We start from the raw sequence: 16,594 nt of genomic DNA on the forward strand, positions 1-16,594 counted from the left end.
GGGTGCTATGACGAGTCTCGTAAAAGAGCATGAGAAGCTGCTGCTTGATGAAATCAGCATGGAGATCCCCAAACGGATTTTGCAAACATTCAGCGGGTTGATCCGGGAGTCTGGCAGTGAGGACGAACGCAATGCCGCCGACTTTCTAGCATCGCTCTTGAATGAATGGGGTGTGCCACACACCGTGCACGAGCCTTCTATTTACTTGAGCGTTCCCAAAACAGCTTCAGTAAAGACGCTTACGCCTGAACCCAAGTCGTTCCGTGCAAAAACGCCTTCCTTCTCCGTCTCGACAAATGGCATACCAGTAGCAGGGGAGCTGGTTTATGTCCCATCAGCACAAGCGACGGACCGCTACGATATATTCGATGCCAAGGTGAAGGAAGAAGTGAACAATCTCACTGGAAAAATCGTCATCACTGAAGGGCTGGCGATGCCCGAAAAGGTTGCCACTTTTCACGACAAAGGAGTCCTGGGTGCCATATTTATCAATCCTGGCAAGAACATCCATGATGGGATTTGCACCACGATTTGGGGCTCCCCGGACTTGGACACGATCGACAATGAGCCAAAAATTCCCGTGCTGGCCATCAATATAACAGATGGGGAAGAGCTAAAGGCGATGTGCCAGGCAGGAAACACGATGGTCGAGCTGTCAACAAGCCTTGCAAAGGGCTGGTTCAACTGCCCGTTGATCGACCTGTTTATCAAGGGAACCGAGGAGCCGGAGAAGTATGTTCTCTTGCACGGTCATCTGGATTCTTGGCATGTGGGGATTGGTGATAATACGACAGGTGATGCAGCATTGATGGAAATGGCAAGGATTTTCTACAAGCATCGCGATAAGCTGAAACGGAGCTTGCGAATTGCCATCTGGCCGGGACATTCAACCGGACGCTATGCTGGGTCGACATGGTTCGCAGACAAGTTTGCACTGGATCTGGATGCCAATTGCATTGCGCAAGTAAACTGTGACTCTCCCGGCTGCCGTCAGGCTACCTCCTACGAAAAAATGGACTGGACGAATGAAGTGGAGGATCATTGCAAACAGTCTATTTACGATGCGGTGCAAGAGGAAGCCAAGGGAAAACGTCCGAATCGTGCTGGCGATTATTCGTTCCACAATATCGGGATCACATCCTTCTTTAAGCTATCGTCCAGCATTCCGCGGGAGCAGTTGAAGGAAAAAGGATACTATCCGGTAGGAGGCTGCGGTTCCAACATTGAGTGGCATACGGAAGACGACTTGATGCATGTAGCAGATTACGAGATTTTGCACAGAGATTTGCGGGTGTATATGACCTCGATCTATCGCGTGTTACAGGCGAATTTACTTCCGTATGATTTCAGCAAGACTGCCGATGAGTTCTTGGAAACTATCAGGCGATATCAGGAAGCAGCTGGTGAGCATTTTTCGTTTGAACAAGCTACAAGCGAGGCCACAGCTCTACGTCGTGCTTTACAAGTGTTTTATAGCGAATTGCAATCACTGCAAATGGCAAATCTTTCTTCGCCAGCTGTCAGGGAAGCAAATGAAAAGCTTTTGCAACTAGGAAGGACGCTAATTCCGATCAACTTTACTCGGCGCGGTAAATTCCACCATGATCCTGCCGTTCAAATTCACGCATTGCCCGATATCGCTCCTTCACTGCAGCTAACGTCATTAGAGCCAGGCTCTCACCGCTATCGGGTTATTCAAAATCACTTGCTTCGAGGACAAAATCGCGTGGTTTCGGCGATGAAGGAAGCGCAAAAGATCATGAGAAGTCAATAGATCACTAACAGCACACAATTCATGCTTTCCTGTCAGTAATAACCTTTTGGCAGTCAACGATTCGCATTCGTGTCGGTGGCTGCTTTTTTGTTGTTCTCCATTTCATGATCTCATATGGGCATTGGTGATTAGATTGATGCCAATTTTCTGAATGTTAGGTTTTTGGGGTCCTTACTGCCTGGGATTCCGACCCTAAATTCACCTTCAAGGAAGAAGTTTTCTGCAATTCGACAGCAAGATAGGCCTTTGTTTGCCCTTTTAGTGAATGGCACGGGACTTGCGTATATCATCAGACGAGGCAACGAACGACAAAAGGGGGTAGATGAGTGTTGGTGGAAGCCATGAAAAGGCTGCTGGATGAGATTAGTATGGACACACCAAAAGCGATCCTGGAGCGCTTTGGCAGCCTGGTGAGAGAATCGGGAAGTGAAGATGAAAGAGTCGCTGCTCAGTTTTTATCCAGTCTGTTGGATCAATGGGGTGTACCTCATCAGGTGCATCGCCCGAATCTTTACCTGAGTGTACCAAGACTTGCAAGGCTCAAGCTGATATTGCCTGTGGAAAAAGAAATACGAGCAAAGAATCCGGCCTTCTCAGTGATTACTGGTGATGAATGGAGGGGCGGGGAACTGGTCTATGTCCCCACGGGCTTCAAGAAAAAGTGGGACAACCAAAAGGATGCTTCCTTTGATCCAGCGTCTGGAAGCCTGTCTGGGAAAATTGTCTTGACCGAGGGCTTTCCGAGACCAGCTAGAATCAGGGAGCTAAACGAGCAAGGAATCATCGGCGCCATATTTATCCACCCCGGCAAAAACATTCACGAGAGCATTTGTACACCGATCTGGGGTGCGCCGGACCTGGATACGTACGAAAACGTCCCCAAGCTGCCTGTTCTGATGATCAATCGCACAGACGGACAGGAACTGATTGATAGAATCGCTGAGGGAACCGTGGAGGTGCAGTTCCAAACCCATTTGGATCAAGGCTGGTTTACATGTCCACTCATCGACATCTTCATCGAGGGCACGGAAGAACCAGATAAATATGTCCTGCTGCACGGGCACATGGATTCATGGCATCAAGGCTTGGGAGATAACGCTACTGGTAATGCCGCCATGATTGAAATGGCACGAGTGTTCTACCAAAATCGTCACCTGCTAAAACGTAGCCTGCGGATCGCGATATGGCCGGGTCACTCCACGGGTCGTTATGCAGGATCGACGTGGTTTGCGGATACGTATGGCTTGGATCTAGATGAAAATTGCATCGCCCCGGTCAATTGTGATTCTCCCGGATGTCGATGGGCGACGTCCTACCACGAGATGAGCTGGATGAGCGAAGTCGATCCGTTCTGTAAAACAGCCATTCAGGAAGCGATTGGGGAAGAATCCGTCGGACATCGACCATCGCGGGCGGGCGATTATTCGTTCCATAATATCGGATTGACTGCCTTTTACATGCTATCCTCATGCATTCCTGATGAATTGCTGCAAGAAAAAGGCTACTATCCTGTTGGCGGTTGCGGCTCAAATATTGAATGGCACACGGAAGAGGACCTGATTCACATCATCGATTACGAAATCCTGGAGCGAGATATACGGGTCTATACCGCTTCTCTTTATCGGATCGTGAATGCCACCTTGCACCCTTTCCAATTTGTAAACACCGCCGATGAGTTTATCCAGACTATCGAGACTTATCAGGATTCTGCCGGCAAGCATTTCTCATTCGAGCTCGCACTTGGCGAGGCAAGGGAGCTCCGCACGACGCTGATCGATTTCTACAATCGCATTGAGCACGTACAGCTTCACACGAAGGACGTAAGCGATCCACAAGTAAAGCAGGTTAACCAGGTACTAAGAGGCTTGAGCAGATCGCTCGTATCCATCAATTTTACACGACGTGGCAAGTTTTGGCATGATCCAGCCATTGATATTCCGCCTCTTCCTGATATCGCGCCTGCCACGACACTGCCTCAGCTCGAGGAAGGTTCCCATCATTACAGGGTGACTCTGACGCACTTGATGAGGGGACAGAACCGACTTGCCTGGACGTTGCATCAAGCCAAGCGTCTCGTTCGCACATCATCCGTCTTTTAGGGGGGAAATCGAATGAAAAAAGCAAGCAAGTGGAAGTTCGGTCTTTTGGCAACAACCGTGCTTCTGGCAACCGTGCTTTCTGCATGCACCAGCGAGACCCAGACACAGCCCAAAACCAATGATACGCCGAAAACAGAGCCTGCGGATGCCAAGGGCAGGGAGATTCGTACTCTTCAAATCCTGACCAGACCGCAAGCCTCCTCACCTGATGAATACGAGCGGGCGAACCTGATTGCAGGGGCTATGATAGAGCTGGGTATAAGCGTCGAGCTAAAGCCAATGCCCTATGAACAGCAATCAGATATTGTCTGGTACAAACGCGACCAGTGGGACATGACCGGCTGGCAAATGGCAGCACGTCCAGAAAGATTAGATCCGGATGAATTTATTTATAACCTGTTTCATTCCAGCACGGCAAAAGATGGTTACAACTTCGTAGGGTACAACAACCCTGAGTACGACAGGATTGCAGAGCAGCAGCGGATCACAGTGGATCGGGAAGAGCGGAAAAATCTGATTTTCAAAGCGCAGGAGCTGATCGCAAGCGATGTCGCCTATCTTTTCAACGTCCACCCCAAATTAAAATACGTATACAACCACCAAGTGTTTGACAAAAACTCCATTGTTGAGATGGCGGGGATGGGTATCCGCAACATTTGGACCTATCTGAATGCGATGCCGATCGGACAACAAAAAAACATGATCTTAAACAGCAACGACTCCGTTCAGGCTATCAATCCATTTTACATCAGCGGTTCCTTTGATTCATGGGTAACGGAGCTGATTTGGGATCGCCTGATGCGAATCGACAAAGACGGTCTTCCGAAGTCTTGGGCTGCCGAATCGGTCACCTGGAAAACAGATACACAGGTTGAGATCAAGCTGCGTGCAGGCATGAAATGGCATGACGGCAAGCCTGTTACCGCCGAAGACGTGAAGTTCTCCTATGAGGCTCCGATGACGGGTGAAGTGCCGATGTATAAGCCTTTTGTCGAAATCATCGATAAGATCGATATCAAAGATCCGCTCACCTTGGAGTTTACACTGAAACGACCTTGGGCTGCTTTCGAAACGGCGAGCTTATCTAAATTGAATCTTGTTCCAAAACATATTTGGGGACCGATCATTGAGGATTTGAAGAACAAACCGGAGAATGCGGAGAGCTATCAAGAGAAAACGCCTATCGGCTCTGGACCTTTTAAATACGAGAACTGGAAATTCAAAGAGGAGGTCGTCTTGACCACCAACAAAGCGCATATTTCACCTCCGAAAATCGAGAAGTGGATCATGAAGGAGATTCCGAATACCGAGGCGTCTCTTGGCATGATTGAAAATGGAGAAATCAACTTCCTGGCGGTGTTCCCGGGAGATGGACAGTTGCTCCAGCAAAAGGTAGAAGCGAGTCCCAACCTCACGATGGTAACAACGACCGATCTTGGCTTCCAATTCTTTGCAGTGAATCACCGCAGACCACCATTCAATGACGTGGCTTTCCGGCGCGCCTTGGCTGCTTCCATCGACCGGGACTTGATGGCACAGGTCGTATACAAGGAATTCGCAGAACCAGGCGATTCTGTCATCTCGCCAGCCCTATCAATCTGGAAAAATCCGAATCTACCATATCCGTCAGGTGGAGTAGAGGAAGCAAAAAAGATTTTGCAGGAAGCTGGCTATGAATGGGATGCAAAAGGCAAGCTGCTCTATCCGGCAGGCAAAAAAGAAGAGCTCGGAAAATAAAAGGCTGAATCTCCTTCATATGTGCCAGGCGTGAGGAATACTGGCCGTAGCTGATCGCCAGTATTCCCCACCTTTGAAGCTTTCCGAGAAAGGAGGGAACGTATTGGGGAACCGATCAAAATTCATTTTGAGTCGACTCGCTCAGATGATCCTGACTCTCTGGATCATTGCGACGATCCTGTTTTTTATCTTTCGACTGATGCCTGGTAATCCGCTGGTTGCCTACATTGACCCGACGTTTACCAAAGAGCAGCAAGACATTTTGATGGCACAGTTTGGCTTGGATAAACCGCTGTGGATGCAGTATTTGATCTATTTGGCCAACCTGGTCCAAGGTGAGCTGGGCGATTCCTTTAAATTTCGGGCGCCTGTCATGGATGTGATCTGGGGCGTTTTACCCAACACGCTGTACCTGATGCTCTTTTCGTTTGTGATCGCCTATCTAGTCGGGATACTCGGGGGAGTATTGCTCGCGTGGAAGCGCAAAACCAAATTCGAAACAGTCGGCATAATTGTCACCCTGTTTACGAGATCAGCGCCACAAATGTGGGTCGGAATGATCGTGCTTGTGATCTTTTCCTTTCAGCTGCATTGGTTTCCATCAGGGGGAGCATCCGCGACTGGTGTCGTCTATGCATCCGAATGGGAGAAGCTTGCTTCGCTTTCGTTTCTGAAGCACCTGTTTCTGCCGGCATTGACAGCGGCTATTTATTTGATGGGACTTCCTCTTCTATTGATGAGGTCCAACATGCTGGACGTAATGGGTGAGTCCTACGTGGAAGTCGCCAGAATGAGGGGACTTAGTGAGCGCAGAATCATGCTCAAATATGCCGCGCGAAATGCAGCATTGCCAGTTGTCACTGCTATGGCAGTGGGGATCGGGTACGCGCTTGGAGGGAATGTCGTCATTGAAATGGTGTTCAGCTGGCCGGGGTTGGGGCGTCTTCTCGTCAATGCGGTTTCGGCAAGTGATTACGCATTGGCCCAAGGAGCGTTTATTTTGAGCGCCGCTGTCATGGTCATGATGAACTTTATAGCGGATATTCTGTACAGCTTTTTGGATCCGAGGGTCACATTTGGCAAAGGGAGGTGAGTGGAATGAACACGGACGTAAGAATGGGGCAAAGCTCCGTACAAGTCGCTTATCGGAAAACAAGTGTGCTGACGATCCTTGCAAAGAATTTTGCGGGTGTCTACCGTTTTTTGAAAAACGATCCATTTAGCATGACGGGTGCAGTCATTTACCTGTTTTTTATCTTGATCGCGCTGTTCGCGCCACTCATTGCGCCCTATGATCCACATGAGATGATCAAGCACAACGGAAAACTGGCGTTTAATCAACCGCCTTCTGCTGAGCACTGGCTCGGGACGACGAACATGGGACGAGATATTTTTTCCCAGCTCATCTATGGAGCTAAGCCCGCGATGATGGTAGGGCTGACGGCTGCATTTTTCGTAGTAGTCGTAGGTACTCTTGTCGGCCTGTTCGCAGGCTATTATAAAGGTCGCGTAGACGGTGTGCTCATGCGGATTACGGATATTGCATTCGGTATTCCGTTTGAACCTTTCGTCATCGTTTTAGTCGCTTTCTTAGGACCGAGTGTCTGGAATATCGTCCTGGCGATGGGGCTGCTGTTATGGCGGGATACGGCTCGTGTCATACGTTCCCAGGTTCTCTCAGTACGCGAACGCAGCTTTGTGGAAGCCGCAAAAATTTCGGGTGCTTCTGATTTGCGTATTTTATTCGTGCAAGTAGCTCCCAACATTCTTCCGCTTTCCTTTTTGTACGGATCACTTGCTATGGGCTGGGCTATCTTGACGGAGGCGGCAGTGAGCTTTCTCGGCTTTGGTGACCCTGCCATGATGAGCTGGGGCTTCATGCTCAATGATGCGTATGCTTCCCAGGCATTAAGTCGCGAGGCGTACTGGTGGATTATTCCACCTGGCATATTTATCATGCTGACAGTCATGGCTGGCTTCTATATAGGAAGAGGCTCTGAAGAAATCTTGTATCCTCGGTTGAAGAATCAATAACCAAGGGGGTGAAATCATTGTCGTTATTGGAAGTAAACGACTTGAAAATCTACTACAAAACGTCACGAGGTATGAGCAAGGCTGTCGATGGCGTTTCCTTCTCAGTTGATCAAGGTAAAAGCCTGGGGCTTGTGGGGGAAAGCGGCTGCGGCAAAAGCACCTTGGTGAAAGGCATTATTCGCGTGCTCGCCGGAAATGGGAGCATTGCCGGAGGTTCCGTCACTTTTGATGGGAGTGACTTGACCCAAATGACCGAATCGAGAATTCGCCAGGTTCGCTGGAAGGATTTATCCCTCATACCACAGGCGGCGATGGACTCGCTCAATCCCGTATATCCTGTCATCGATTCATTCTTGGAAATTTTGATGCTAAAGGGCAAGCTATCTCGCGCGGAGGCAACGAAAAGAGCACATGATCTGTTCACCATGGTTGGCCTGGATACAAAGCGACTACGATACTATCCGCACGAATTTTCAGGAGGAATGAAGCAACGGGCGATGATTGCACTCGCGCTTGCCCTAAGTCCAAAGCTTGTCATTGCGGATGAGCCCGTTACTGCACTAGATGTGATTGTGCAAAATCAAGTGCTCCGTGTTCTGAAAACTTTGAAAAAAGGGCTTGGCCTCACGCTGGTGATGATTACACATGATATCTCTGTCGTAGCGGAGACATGTGATGATGTGGCGGTAATGTATGCAGGGAAAATCATTGAAATTGGTCCCGTTTCCCAAGTACTGAAGAACTCGATGCATCCGTACACGATGGGACTAGCCAATGCATTCCCGAACTTGAAGAAAACAGAAAATACACTGATTTCGATTGAGGGTTCTCCGCCAGATTTGGTTGATCCACCCAAAGGATGCCGATTTGCTGCACGTTGTCCGTTCAAACTCGAAACGTGTGCTCATGAAGAACCATCGCTTGTTCCTGTGGGCGATCGTCATTTTGCAGCATGTCATCGTTTGAACGAAATCGCAACCCTGCAGCAGATGGCCAAGGAGGTGGGTACATGGCAGAAAATCCCATCATAGAAGTGCAGGGGTTATCCAAGCATTTTGAAGCAAGGCAGCATTTGTTTCGCAAAAGCGGAGTAGGCGGTGGCGTGTTAAAGGCAGTTGATGATGTGAGCTTTCGTATTCCCAAAGGACATTCTCTAGGTATTGCCGGTGAAAGCGGCTGCGGGAAAACCACGACCGCCAAGATGCTTTTGAAGCTATATGAGCCCACTTCTGGAACTTTTTTATTCAACGGCAAAAACATCACTCATCTAAAAGGGAAGGAAGAGCTCAAGCAGTTTCGCAAGCAGGCGCAATTGATGTTTCAAAATCCATTTGAGGCCTTGAACCCTCGATTCACGATTTTTCGCTCTTTGCTGGAGCCACTGATCGTCCACAACATCGGTACAAACGAAGAGAGGGTTTTCCTTATTAAGCAGGCACTTGAGCAAGTCAATTTGATTCCTGCGGAAACCTTTTTTGAAAAGTATCCCCACCAGATGAGCGGGGGGCAACTCCAGCGGGTCGTATTGGCACGGGCATTGATCGTAGATCCGATCTTTCTGGTAGCGGATGAGCCGGTATCCATGCTGGATGTCTCTGTACGCGCGGGCGTTCTCAACCTGATGAAAGCCTTGACAGAGCGTCTGCAGCTTACGACGGTCTACATCTCCCACGATCTATCGCTCATCTCTTATATGTGCGAGCAAACGGCGATTATGTACCTGGGAAAAGTCGTTGAGATCGGAGATACCATGAGCGTCTTGCACAAGCCCAAGCATCCCTATACCCAGGCCTTGCTAGCAGCAGTACCCTCTCCCGATCCAGATGAGGAGCCGGAGGAGGTTCGCATAAAAAATCATGTGCCCAGCCCGATTAACATGCCCAGAGGCTGTCATTTCCAGGACAGATGCCCCTATACCGAGGCTATCTGCCGGGAGAAGACACCTGAGCTGCGACAAGCCGATACCGGTCAAATCGTTGCTTGCCACATGGTTACACCTTATTTGGAAAGAAAGGCAGACAGAGAGGAGCATGTGATATGAAGATCATGTATGTCGTGCCAGGCCCGATGGATCAAGCGGAAGCCACTCGCAGAGGCGAAATGTTAAAGCTTTGGGCAGCTCCAGGGACGAATGTGGAAATCGTCACGGTACAAGAGGGGCCAGCGTCCATCGAATCGATGTATGAGGAATACTTGTCCATTCCTCCCGTAGCCAAGATCATGTACCAGCTAGAACAGGAAGGCTATGATGCCGCCATCCTCGGTTGTGCAGGTGACCCGGGCCTCGATGCATTTCGGGAGATCACCACGCGTATGCTTGTCGTTGGTCCTGCTGCAAGCAGCTTTCATGCAGCCGCCATGCTTGGGCATCAATTCACCTTGCTCACGGTTGCAGACAGCATGATTGGTTCGAGTCATGAGTTAGTCGCCCGGTCGGGATTGACTGACAAGCTGGCCTCCGTGCGCGCTGTCAACATACCCGTTTTGGAACTGGCCACAAATCGTGAGGAGACCTTGGAAAAGCTCGTTCGCATCGGACGGGAGGCCATCGAGAAGGATCACGCTGACGTACTTGTTCTAGGGTGCATGTCTATGGGCTTTTTGAATGTGGCAGAAGAAATGCAAGAAGCGCTAGGCATTCCTGTTATCAACCCAGCCAAAATCGCTTTGAAAATGACGGAAGCCCTCGTGTCGATCGAGCTGGTTCATTCCAAGAAGGCATTTGGTTTACCGCCAAAGCTGTCCAGTGGAAAAGTAAAATCACTCGATGAGCTGTTGGTAAGCCGTTCTTGAACTTGCAACGGACGAAAGAAGTGAATGTCTAGACGAGTAAGATTAAAAGTTTCGGACTTGCCATGGTAAATGACAGAGGGGTGAAGCGCTGGTGAAGATAGCCTATGTCGGAGCAGCGCCAAAATCGCATGAAGAGGTGGGTGAATTGATTCAGAAATCAGGGCTTGCGAGTAAGATCGCGTCCGTCCGAGCTGTCAATATACCTGTATTAGATCTGGCTGCGAATCGGGAGGTGACGCTGGAAAAGCTCGTTCGTATCGGGCGGGAAGCCATCGACAAAGACTGTGCGGACGTACTTGTTCTAGGCTGCATGTCTATGGCATTTTTGCAAGTCGCAGAGGAGATGCAGAAGCTGCTTGGCATCCCTGTGATCAATCCGGCAAAAGCTGCACTGAAGCTCGCTGAATCCTTGGCATGCTGCGGCTTGAAGCAATCAAAAGCAGCAATTTCCGTACCGCCAAAGCTATCCGCAGGTAAATAAATCCACGTTGGGAGAGAGTTAAATGACAACTACTTATAAAGATACGGAAAAAACACTCCTGGATGAAATCAATCTGGATGCTTCAAAGGTTATCCTGGAGAGGTTCAGCACTCTTGTCCGTGAATCATCCAGTGAAGATGAGCGTAGTGCTTTTGGTCATCTCGTCAGCTTTTTAGAGAAATGGGGAGTGCAGCATAAGGTTCATCATCCAGAGCTGTATCTGAGTGTTCCTGTACGAGCAGGCGTCAAAGTGACAAGCCCGACGGTAAAGGAAATTCGCGCAAAAACTCCAGCATTCGCTGTATCCACAGGCGATCAATGGTTGAGCGGAGAGCTTGTTTATGTCCCATCCGGTCATGCGGCAGACATGCAAGAAGTGTTTCATTCACAGGTTAGTGTAGATTCGAGTGATCTGAAAGGAAAGGTGGTCATTACCGAAGGTCTCGCCATGCCAGGAAAAGTAGCCTCATTTGACAAGCTTGGGGTACTTGGTGCAATCTTCGTTAATCCGGGTAAAAACATCCATGACGGAATTTGCACAACAATTTGGGGAGCCCCTGATCTGGATACGATTGATCAAGAGCCAAAAATCCCTGCGCTTGCCATCAACCGAGCAGATGGAGATGAGCTGATCGAGTTATGCAAGCAAGGTAGTGTCCAGGTCGAATTCCAAACGGCTCACAAAAAAGGATGGTTTGCCTGCCCGCTCATCGACATTTTCATCGAAGGGACAGAAGAGCCAGAGAAATACGTCTTGCTTCATGGACACCTGGATTCGTGGCATGTAGGGATCGGTGACAATACCACCGGGGACGCAGCGATGCTGGAAATGGCACGCGTTTTCTTCAAGCATCGCGACAAGCTGAAGCGCAGCTTGCGGATCGCAATTTGGCCAGGTCATTCTACAGGACGCTATGCGGGCTCTACCTGGTTTGCGGACACATACGGTCTCGATCTGGATGCCAATTGTGTCGCGCAAGTAAACTGCGATTCACCAGGCTGCCGTTGGGCTACTTCGTACGACTACAGTGAATGGATGAGCGAAGTAAATGAGCTGTGCCAAGGAGCGATCCTGGATACGGTGCAACAGAGCTCGAAAGGTAGCAGACCTTCTCGTGCTGGAGACTACTCATTCAATAATATCGGGATTACTTCTTTCTACATGCTCTCCTCAAGCATGCCGGAGGAGCTGCTAAAGGAAAAAGGATATTACCCTGTTGGCGGCTGCGGTGCAAACATCGAATGGCATACAGAAGAGGATTTGCTGCATGTGGCAGATTTGGACATTTTGCTCAAGGACATCAAGATATACACCGCATCCATCCTGCGCGTGGTCAATGCCTCGATTCTACCGTACAATTTCCGCAATACGGTAGACGAATTCATGGAAACCATCCAAACCTATCAGGAAGCAGCAGGGAGTCATTTCAGCTTCGAAATCGCACTTTCGGAGGCACAAAATCTGCGTGCAGAGCTCGATTCGTATTACCAAGCGATCGAAGAGTTGGTAAATACGGAAGTGACCGATCCACAGGTTAGAAAAGCGAATGAACAGCTGCAGGAGCTCGGACGGACGCTGATTACCATCAACTTCTCTCGTCGTGGCAAATTCCGCCATGACCCGGCTCTCGATGTTCCCAAGCTGCCAGATATCGCACCAGCTACGACATTGAAAACTCTCGCACCGGATTCGCATTTGTACAATGTAACGATTAATCACCTAAGACGTGGTCAAAACCGAGTGGCGTGGGCTTTAAAAGAAGCGAAGCGAATCATTCGCAGCTAATTACGAAGTCCAAGAAAAGAGAAGGGAACGAAGACCCGATAGACTCGATGATCGGGTCTTTTTTTGCTTTCTTCTCGACCTCTTTCGCTTTAGAATGATAGGGATGAAAATTAGGTAGGTATGGTAGAATCAGGGCGGAGGACTAGAACTGGGGGGAATAAAAATTGAACAAGCATAGATTTGGTGTATCTGGAAGTACCATTTTAACGAATCCTGAGCAGTTCAATGAGCTGTTTTGGGACGATATTGACCTCATTGAAATTGGGGAATTTCCGAGTGAATCAGCTTTCCATGCTTTCCTAGATCTTTGTAGAGAAAAACAAACTCCGTTTGGTGTTCATTCGCCGTTACTTCGAAATGGAAGTAAATACGACTTACTCGAAAAGGTTTCATTTGACCCTCTGGTCGCCAGAAAGCAGGTAGAGGAAGAAGCCGCGTTATTGTCACGTTTAGGTGCTGAATATATGTTGGTGCATTTTCCTTACTTCACAGGTGAATCCACTGAAAAAGCAACTGACTTAATTGAAGAGGGATTGCAAGAATTGAGTCGCATCCAAAACGAATACGCGATTCCGATTATCTGTGAACCGAAATTAGGGCTTGGCCGTTCTGCGAAAGGAATTCAATATCTTGATTCTTTTCCGTTAGAAAAATGGGAAAAGTATTCCTTGAAGCTCTGTATAGACATTGGGGATTATTTGATCGCAACAGGTGAGGGAATCGTAAAATATGTAGAGAAGTGGAAGGAACACATCAAGATCGTTCATTTGCACAATGTAGCCTATCAAGGCGATAAATACATTTGGATTCCTGTACATCCGAGTCATGAAAATAACGGAGAGCAATACAAGCTAGCACCTATTCTGCGTTTTTTATCACAATGCAAAGAAGTAAATTTCATTTTTGAACATACACCACATAGCAACCCAAGCAGAGGGTTTGTTTATGAAGGATATACCTGGACGAAAAATATGGTGATGTCGAGTGGAACTGACTGCTAGACAATCATGAAAGGTACCCTGAGTCCACCAACATTCACCACCGAGACGAATGTATAATACCCTACATTAACCCAATTTCTATCCATCTAGAATGTCTTTGAGTTAATGGGATACAAACAGTTCATGTAGGGGAGTATCGAATGAGCGATAATAAGCAGAAGAATGCGAAATTAATGTATGATTACATTGTTGTAGGTACCGGACCTGCAGGGTCTGTTATCGCAAAGAAACTAACGGACGATAAAAAAACATCTGTTCTCGTATTGGAAGCAGGAGAAAATAATGATAAGGACACGCCAATTAGCAACTCAACGTATGCCTTAGAGCTTGAGGAGCTTTATTTTCCTCAATATTTTTGGCAAGGAGAAGGAATACCGCAGGAAGAAGTAAATGAACGAAGTTTTGAATGGACGACCGGTCGATTATTGGGTGGAGGCTCCTCCATTAACACACAGCAGTATGTAAGACCGACTTCAGCCGTTTTTCGGCAATGGGAAAAGTTATTGGGACCTCTCTGGTCACCAAAAAACGCAATTAATGGGTTCCGAAAAATGGAAAATTACAATGGGAAGACAAACAATAGCAATGCACATGGCTATAAGGGTAGGATCGACATTCGGCAAGCACCGGAAAATCCAACAGCAATGTCAAAAAAGTTAGTGTCAGCCATCGAGAAAGCAACAGGATTTCGAAAAATTCTCGACTACAATGACCCGAAGACCCCACTAGGGCCTTTTACGCGATGGCAATTATTTCAACAGCCCAGTGGACGGCGAGAAAGTGCTTCCACAGCCTTTTTATCATCAGATATCATGACTTCTGGAGGTCAAGGAGTCAATGGTCGAAAATTGAGTGTTTCCTTCAAATCTACAGCTCTGCGGGTTTTATTTAGGAATAAGCGAGCGATTGGCGTAGAATTTCTTCAAGAGGGTAAACGCGTGCGAGCCTACACGCGGAAAAAAGTAATTATTTCAGCAGGCATCAACAGTTCTCAGCTTTTAATGCTTTCTGGAATCGGTCCAGCGAAAATGCTAAAGGACGCAAAAATCCCTATTGTTTATGCCAACTCCAACGTGGGCAAAGGCATTAGAAACCACACGCTCAACTTTGCAGTGTTCAGTGCCAATCCGAAAGATAACCCATTACCTGATGATGATCCAAATGCGCTTTATTCAGGTGGTGCCTTCCTGCCTGATCCCACGCCAGGCTCAAATAAAACTCGTCGTGCCGTGCAACTAATCGGAATTGGCTCTAAAGGGAAACTGCAAATAGCTATCCTTTTCCTAAAACCAAAAAGCCGTGGTTCCATAAAAATACAAAGCAATGATCCGTTGAAAATTGTGCTGGCTGATGAAGGCTATCTTACAAATCCCGCTGATCTTGAAGCAGTTAAAAACTGTTATAAAATATATATCAAGAAGATCGCTGCACAGTTAGCTTTGATCGACCGATCATACCAGCTTATTTCTCCGACACTAGACATTATCAATAATAATCGCAAGCTGGAAGAGTTTATCAAAAATAATTTTGACCATAATCATCATGAACAAGGTGCGCTTCGCATGGCGCCCCTTAACAAGGGGGGAGTGGTGGATAGCCACGGTCAAGTCCATGGAGTAAAAGACCTAATTGTTGCTGATGATTCGATTATTCCATTCACGGTGGATGGTAACACGTCTGCACCAGCCTACCTTATCGGACATACAATTGCACAACAGCTATTGAAAAAAAAACGCGCGAATGAATGAGAAGACGTAAAACAAGGCACTCCCGAGGAAATGCCTTGACCAATTGTCTAACACTATCGCCTGAAAGTTCTTAGCGGGTCAAAACTGAGCGGCAGTCTAGAACGATATTACGACCTCTACGTCTGCCGCTGTTTCTGTTATTGGATCAGACATCAACAAGCTAATGATTAACCCAAGAAAGCAATAGAACGTTTCACTTTCCTAGCGAATGCAATGGGATTATCGATCGACTCCCAGTGAATATACATCAGACGTGGGTTGTCAAAGAGCCAGTGATTATGGACTGCTGTTACTTTAATCCCGTTTTTTCGAAGATTTGACAGTAAACGGTTTACTTGGTTTTGGAAAAGAGCCGTTTCACCTAAACATAGTGCACGTCCTGAACTATTTAGGGATTCGAATGAGAATAGTTGGTACCGGATCAATGGGGAGGTGGTTTTTCTACCCAAAATGGATGCATTGAATTTTCTGTTTCTGGAGACGAAACAAACGGGACCTCTTGTAATTTCATGCTCTGTTCCACCTAAAATGGCTGAAAATCGGTTACAGAGTCTTCTGAATTGAGGACTTGTATTCACTTTGGCCATATTCGTCATCCTTTCGATTATGATGAAAATGTAACTTCATGACGCCACCAAGTTAACCCAGGAAAGCAATGGATGCTTTGGTTTTCCTGGCGAATACGATAGGATTCTCTACGGCTTCCCAATGCATATACATTAAGCGCGGGTTTTCTTTCAGCCAGTGATTGTGAAGTGCCGTCACTTTTATCCCACGTTTACGAAGATTTGACATCAAACGGTTCACCTGATTTTGGTGAACGGCAGTCTCGCCCAAACAAAGTGCACGACCAGACTTATCTAAGGATTCGAACGAAAACATTTGAGCCCGAACCAAAGGGGAAAGGGTTCGTCTTCCCAGGATTGTTTCCCGAAGATTGGTAAGTCGCATGACGAAACAAACTGGTCCTTGGTCAATTTCCGATTCGCCACCTAATATTCTTCCAAATTGGGTACAGAGTCTTCTGAATTGCGGGCTAACCTTCACATTTTTCGCCATAGTAATCCTCCTTTTTGTCAATTCCGAATTATCTTATGACGAACCGAAAAAAGGGACATGGTTAAAAACCTGCTTTTTCAAT

Annotated in this window: 14 protein-coding genes; 12 read left to right on the forward strand and 2 right to left on the reverse strand. The window is 47.6% G+C overall.

What is annotated here, in order from left to right:
- Window positions 1–7: 7 nt before the first annotated feature.
- From SB752_RS15155 to SB752_RS15210, 12 genes are all read left to right on the forward strand, one after another.
- Window positions 8–1,774 carry a M28 family peptidase gene (locus SB752_RS15155; RefSeq protein ID WP_410716461.1) on the forward strand — a complete coding sequence of 589 codons (1,767 nt, stop codon included), beginning with the start codon at window positions 8–10 and terminating at the stop codon, window positions 1,772–1,774.
- Window positions 1,775–2,100: 326 nt separating this feature from the next.
- Window positions 2,101–3,873: a M28 family peptidase gene (locus tag SB752_RS15160; protein ID WP_410716462.1), complete on the forward strand. Its 1,773-nt coding sequence runs from the start codon at window positions 2,101–2,103 to the stop codon at window positions 3,871–3,873.
- 12 nt (window positions 3,874–3,885) lie between these two features.
- Window positions 3,886–5,610 (forward strand): ABC transporter substrate-binding protein, encoded by a 1,725-nt coding sequence (locus tag SB752_RS15165; RefSeq protein ID WP_410716463.1) that lies wholly within the window; start codon window positions 3,886–3,888, stop codon window positions 5,608–5,610.
- Between the two features lie 103 nt (window positions 5,611–5,713).
- The gene (locus SB752_RS15170) at window positions 5,714–6,703 is read left to right on the forward strand and encodes an ABC transporter permease (protein WP_410716464.1); all 990 of its coding nucleotides are present in this window, start codon (window positions 5,714–5,716) and stop codon (window positions 6,701–6,703) included.
- Between the two features lie 5 nt (window positions 6,704–6,708).
- Window positions 6,709–7,644 (forward strand): ABC transporter permease, encoded by a 936-nt coding sequence (locus tag SB752_RS15175; protein WP_410716465.1) that lies wholly within the window; start codon window positions 6,709–6,711, stop codon window positions 7,642–7,644.
- A gap of 8 nt (window positions 7,645–7,652) precedes the next feature.
- Window positions 7,653–8,675 (forward strand): ABC transporter ATP-binding protein, encoded by a 1,023-nt coding sequence (locus tag SB752_RS15180; protein WP_410716466.1) that lies wholly within the window; start codon window positions 7,653–7,655, stop codon window positions 8,673–8,675.
- Window positions 8,654–9,685, forward strand: coding sequence for an ABC transporter ATP-binding protein (locus tag SB752_RS15185; RefSeq protein ID WP_410716467.1), 1,032 nt, complete (start codon window positions 8,654–8,656; stop codon window positions 9,683–9,685). The genes SB752_RS15180 and SB752_RS15185 overlap by 22 nt, the downstream gene beginning before the upstream one ends.
- Window positions 9,682–10,437, forward strand: coding sequence for an aspartate/glutamate racemase family protein (locus SB752_RS15190; protein ID WP_410716468.1), 756 nt, complete (start codon window positions 9,682–9,684; stop codon window positions 10,435–10,437). The genes SB752_RS15185 and SB752_RS15190 overlap by 4 nt, the downstream gene beginning before the upstream one ends.
- 91 nt (window positions 10,438–10,528) lie before the next feature.
- A complete protein-coding gene (locus tag SB752_RS15195) occupies window positions 10,529–10,918 on the forward strand; it encodes an aspartate/glutamate racemase family protein (protein WP_410716469.1) in 390 nt (129 codons plus the stop codon).
- Between the two features lie 22 nt (window positions 10,919–10,940).
- The gene (locus SB752_RS15200) at window positions 10,941–12,704 is read left to right on the forward strand and encodes a M28 family peptidase (protein WP_410716470.1); all 1,764 of its coding nucleotides are present in this window, start codon (window positions 10,941–10,943) and stop codon (window positions 12,702–12,704) included.
- Window positions 12,705–12,868: 164 nt separating this feature from the next.
- Window positions 12,869–13,705 carry a TIM barrel protein gene (locus SB752_RS15205; RefSeq protein ID WP_410716471.1) on the forward strand — a complete coding sequence of 279 codons (837 nt, stop codon included), beginning with the start codon at window positions 12,869–12,871 and terminating at the stop codon, window positions 13,703–13,705.
- Window positions 13,706–13,845: 140 nt separating this feature from the next.
- Entirely contained in the window at window positions 13,846–15,453 is a 1,608-nt protein-coding gene (locus tag SB752_RS15210; protein WP_410716472.1) for a GMC family oxidoreductase, read from the forward strand.
- Between the two features lie 167 nt (window positions 15,454–15,620).
- On the opposite strand, the gene SB752_RS15215 is transcribed toward SB752_RS15210, so the two are convergent.
- The gene (locus SB752_RS15215) at window positions 15,621–16,040 is read right to left on the reverse strand and encodes a DUF1259 domain-containing protein (protein ID WP_410716473.1); all 420 of its coding nucleotides are present in this window, start codon (window positions 16,038–16,040) and stop codon (window positions 15,621–15,623) included.
- 52 nt (window positions 16,041–16,092) lie between these two features.
- On the reverse strand, window positions 16,093–16,512 hold the full coding sequence (locus tag SB752_RS15220; protein ID WP_410716474.1) for a DUF1259 domain-containing protein: 420 nt from the start codon (window positions 16,510–16,512) through the stop codon (window positions 16,093–16,095).
- Between the last annotated feature and the right edge of the window lie 82 nt (window positions 16,513–16,594).

The sequence above is a fragment of the Brevibacillus sp. SIMBA_040 genome, from assembly GCF_046535075.1.
Classification (GTDB): domain Bacteria; phylum Bacillota; class Bacilli; order Brevibacillales; family Brevibacillaceae; genus Brevibacillus.

Bases quoted from the DNA above. Each gene is read 5' to 3' on its own strand.
- SB752_RS15155 (WP_410716461.1), top strand. From the start codon at position 8: ATGACGAGTCTCGTAAAAGAGCATGAGAAGCTGCTGCTTGATGAAATC.
- SB752_RS15165 (WP_410716463.1), top strand. From the start codon at position 3,886: ATGAAAAAAGCAAGCAAGTGGAAGTTCGGTCTTTTGGCAACAACCGTG.
- SB752_RS15175 (WP_410716465.1), top strand. From the start codon at position 6,709: ATGAACACGGACGTAAGAATGGGGCAAAGCTCCGTACAAGTCGCTTAT.
- SB752_RS15185 (WP_410716467.1), top strand. From the start codon at position 8,654: ATGGCAGAAAATCCCATCATAGAAGTGCAGGGGTTATCCAAGCATTTT.
- SB752_RS15190 (WP_410716468.1), top strand. From the start codon at position 9,682: ATGAAGATCATGTATGTCGTGCCAGGCCCGATGGATCAAGCGGAAGCC.
- SB752_RS15200 (WP_410716470.1), top strand. From the start codon at position 10,941: ATGACAACTACTTATAAAGATACGGAAAAAACACTCCTGGATGAAATC.
- SB752_RS15210 (WP_410716472.1), top strand. From the start codon at position 13,846: ATGAGCGATAATAAGCAGAAGAATGCGAAATTAATGTATGATTACATT.
- SB752_RS15215 (WP_410716473.1), bottom strand. From the start codon at position 16,040: ATGGCCAAAGTGAATACAAGTCCTCAATTCAGAAGACTCTGTAACCGA.
- SB752_RS15220 (WP_410716474.1), bottom strand. From the start codon at position 16,512: ATGGCGAAAAATGTGAAGGTTAGCCCGCAATTCAGAAGACTCTGTACC.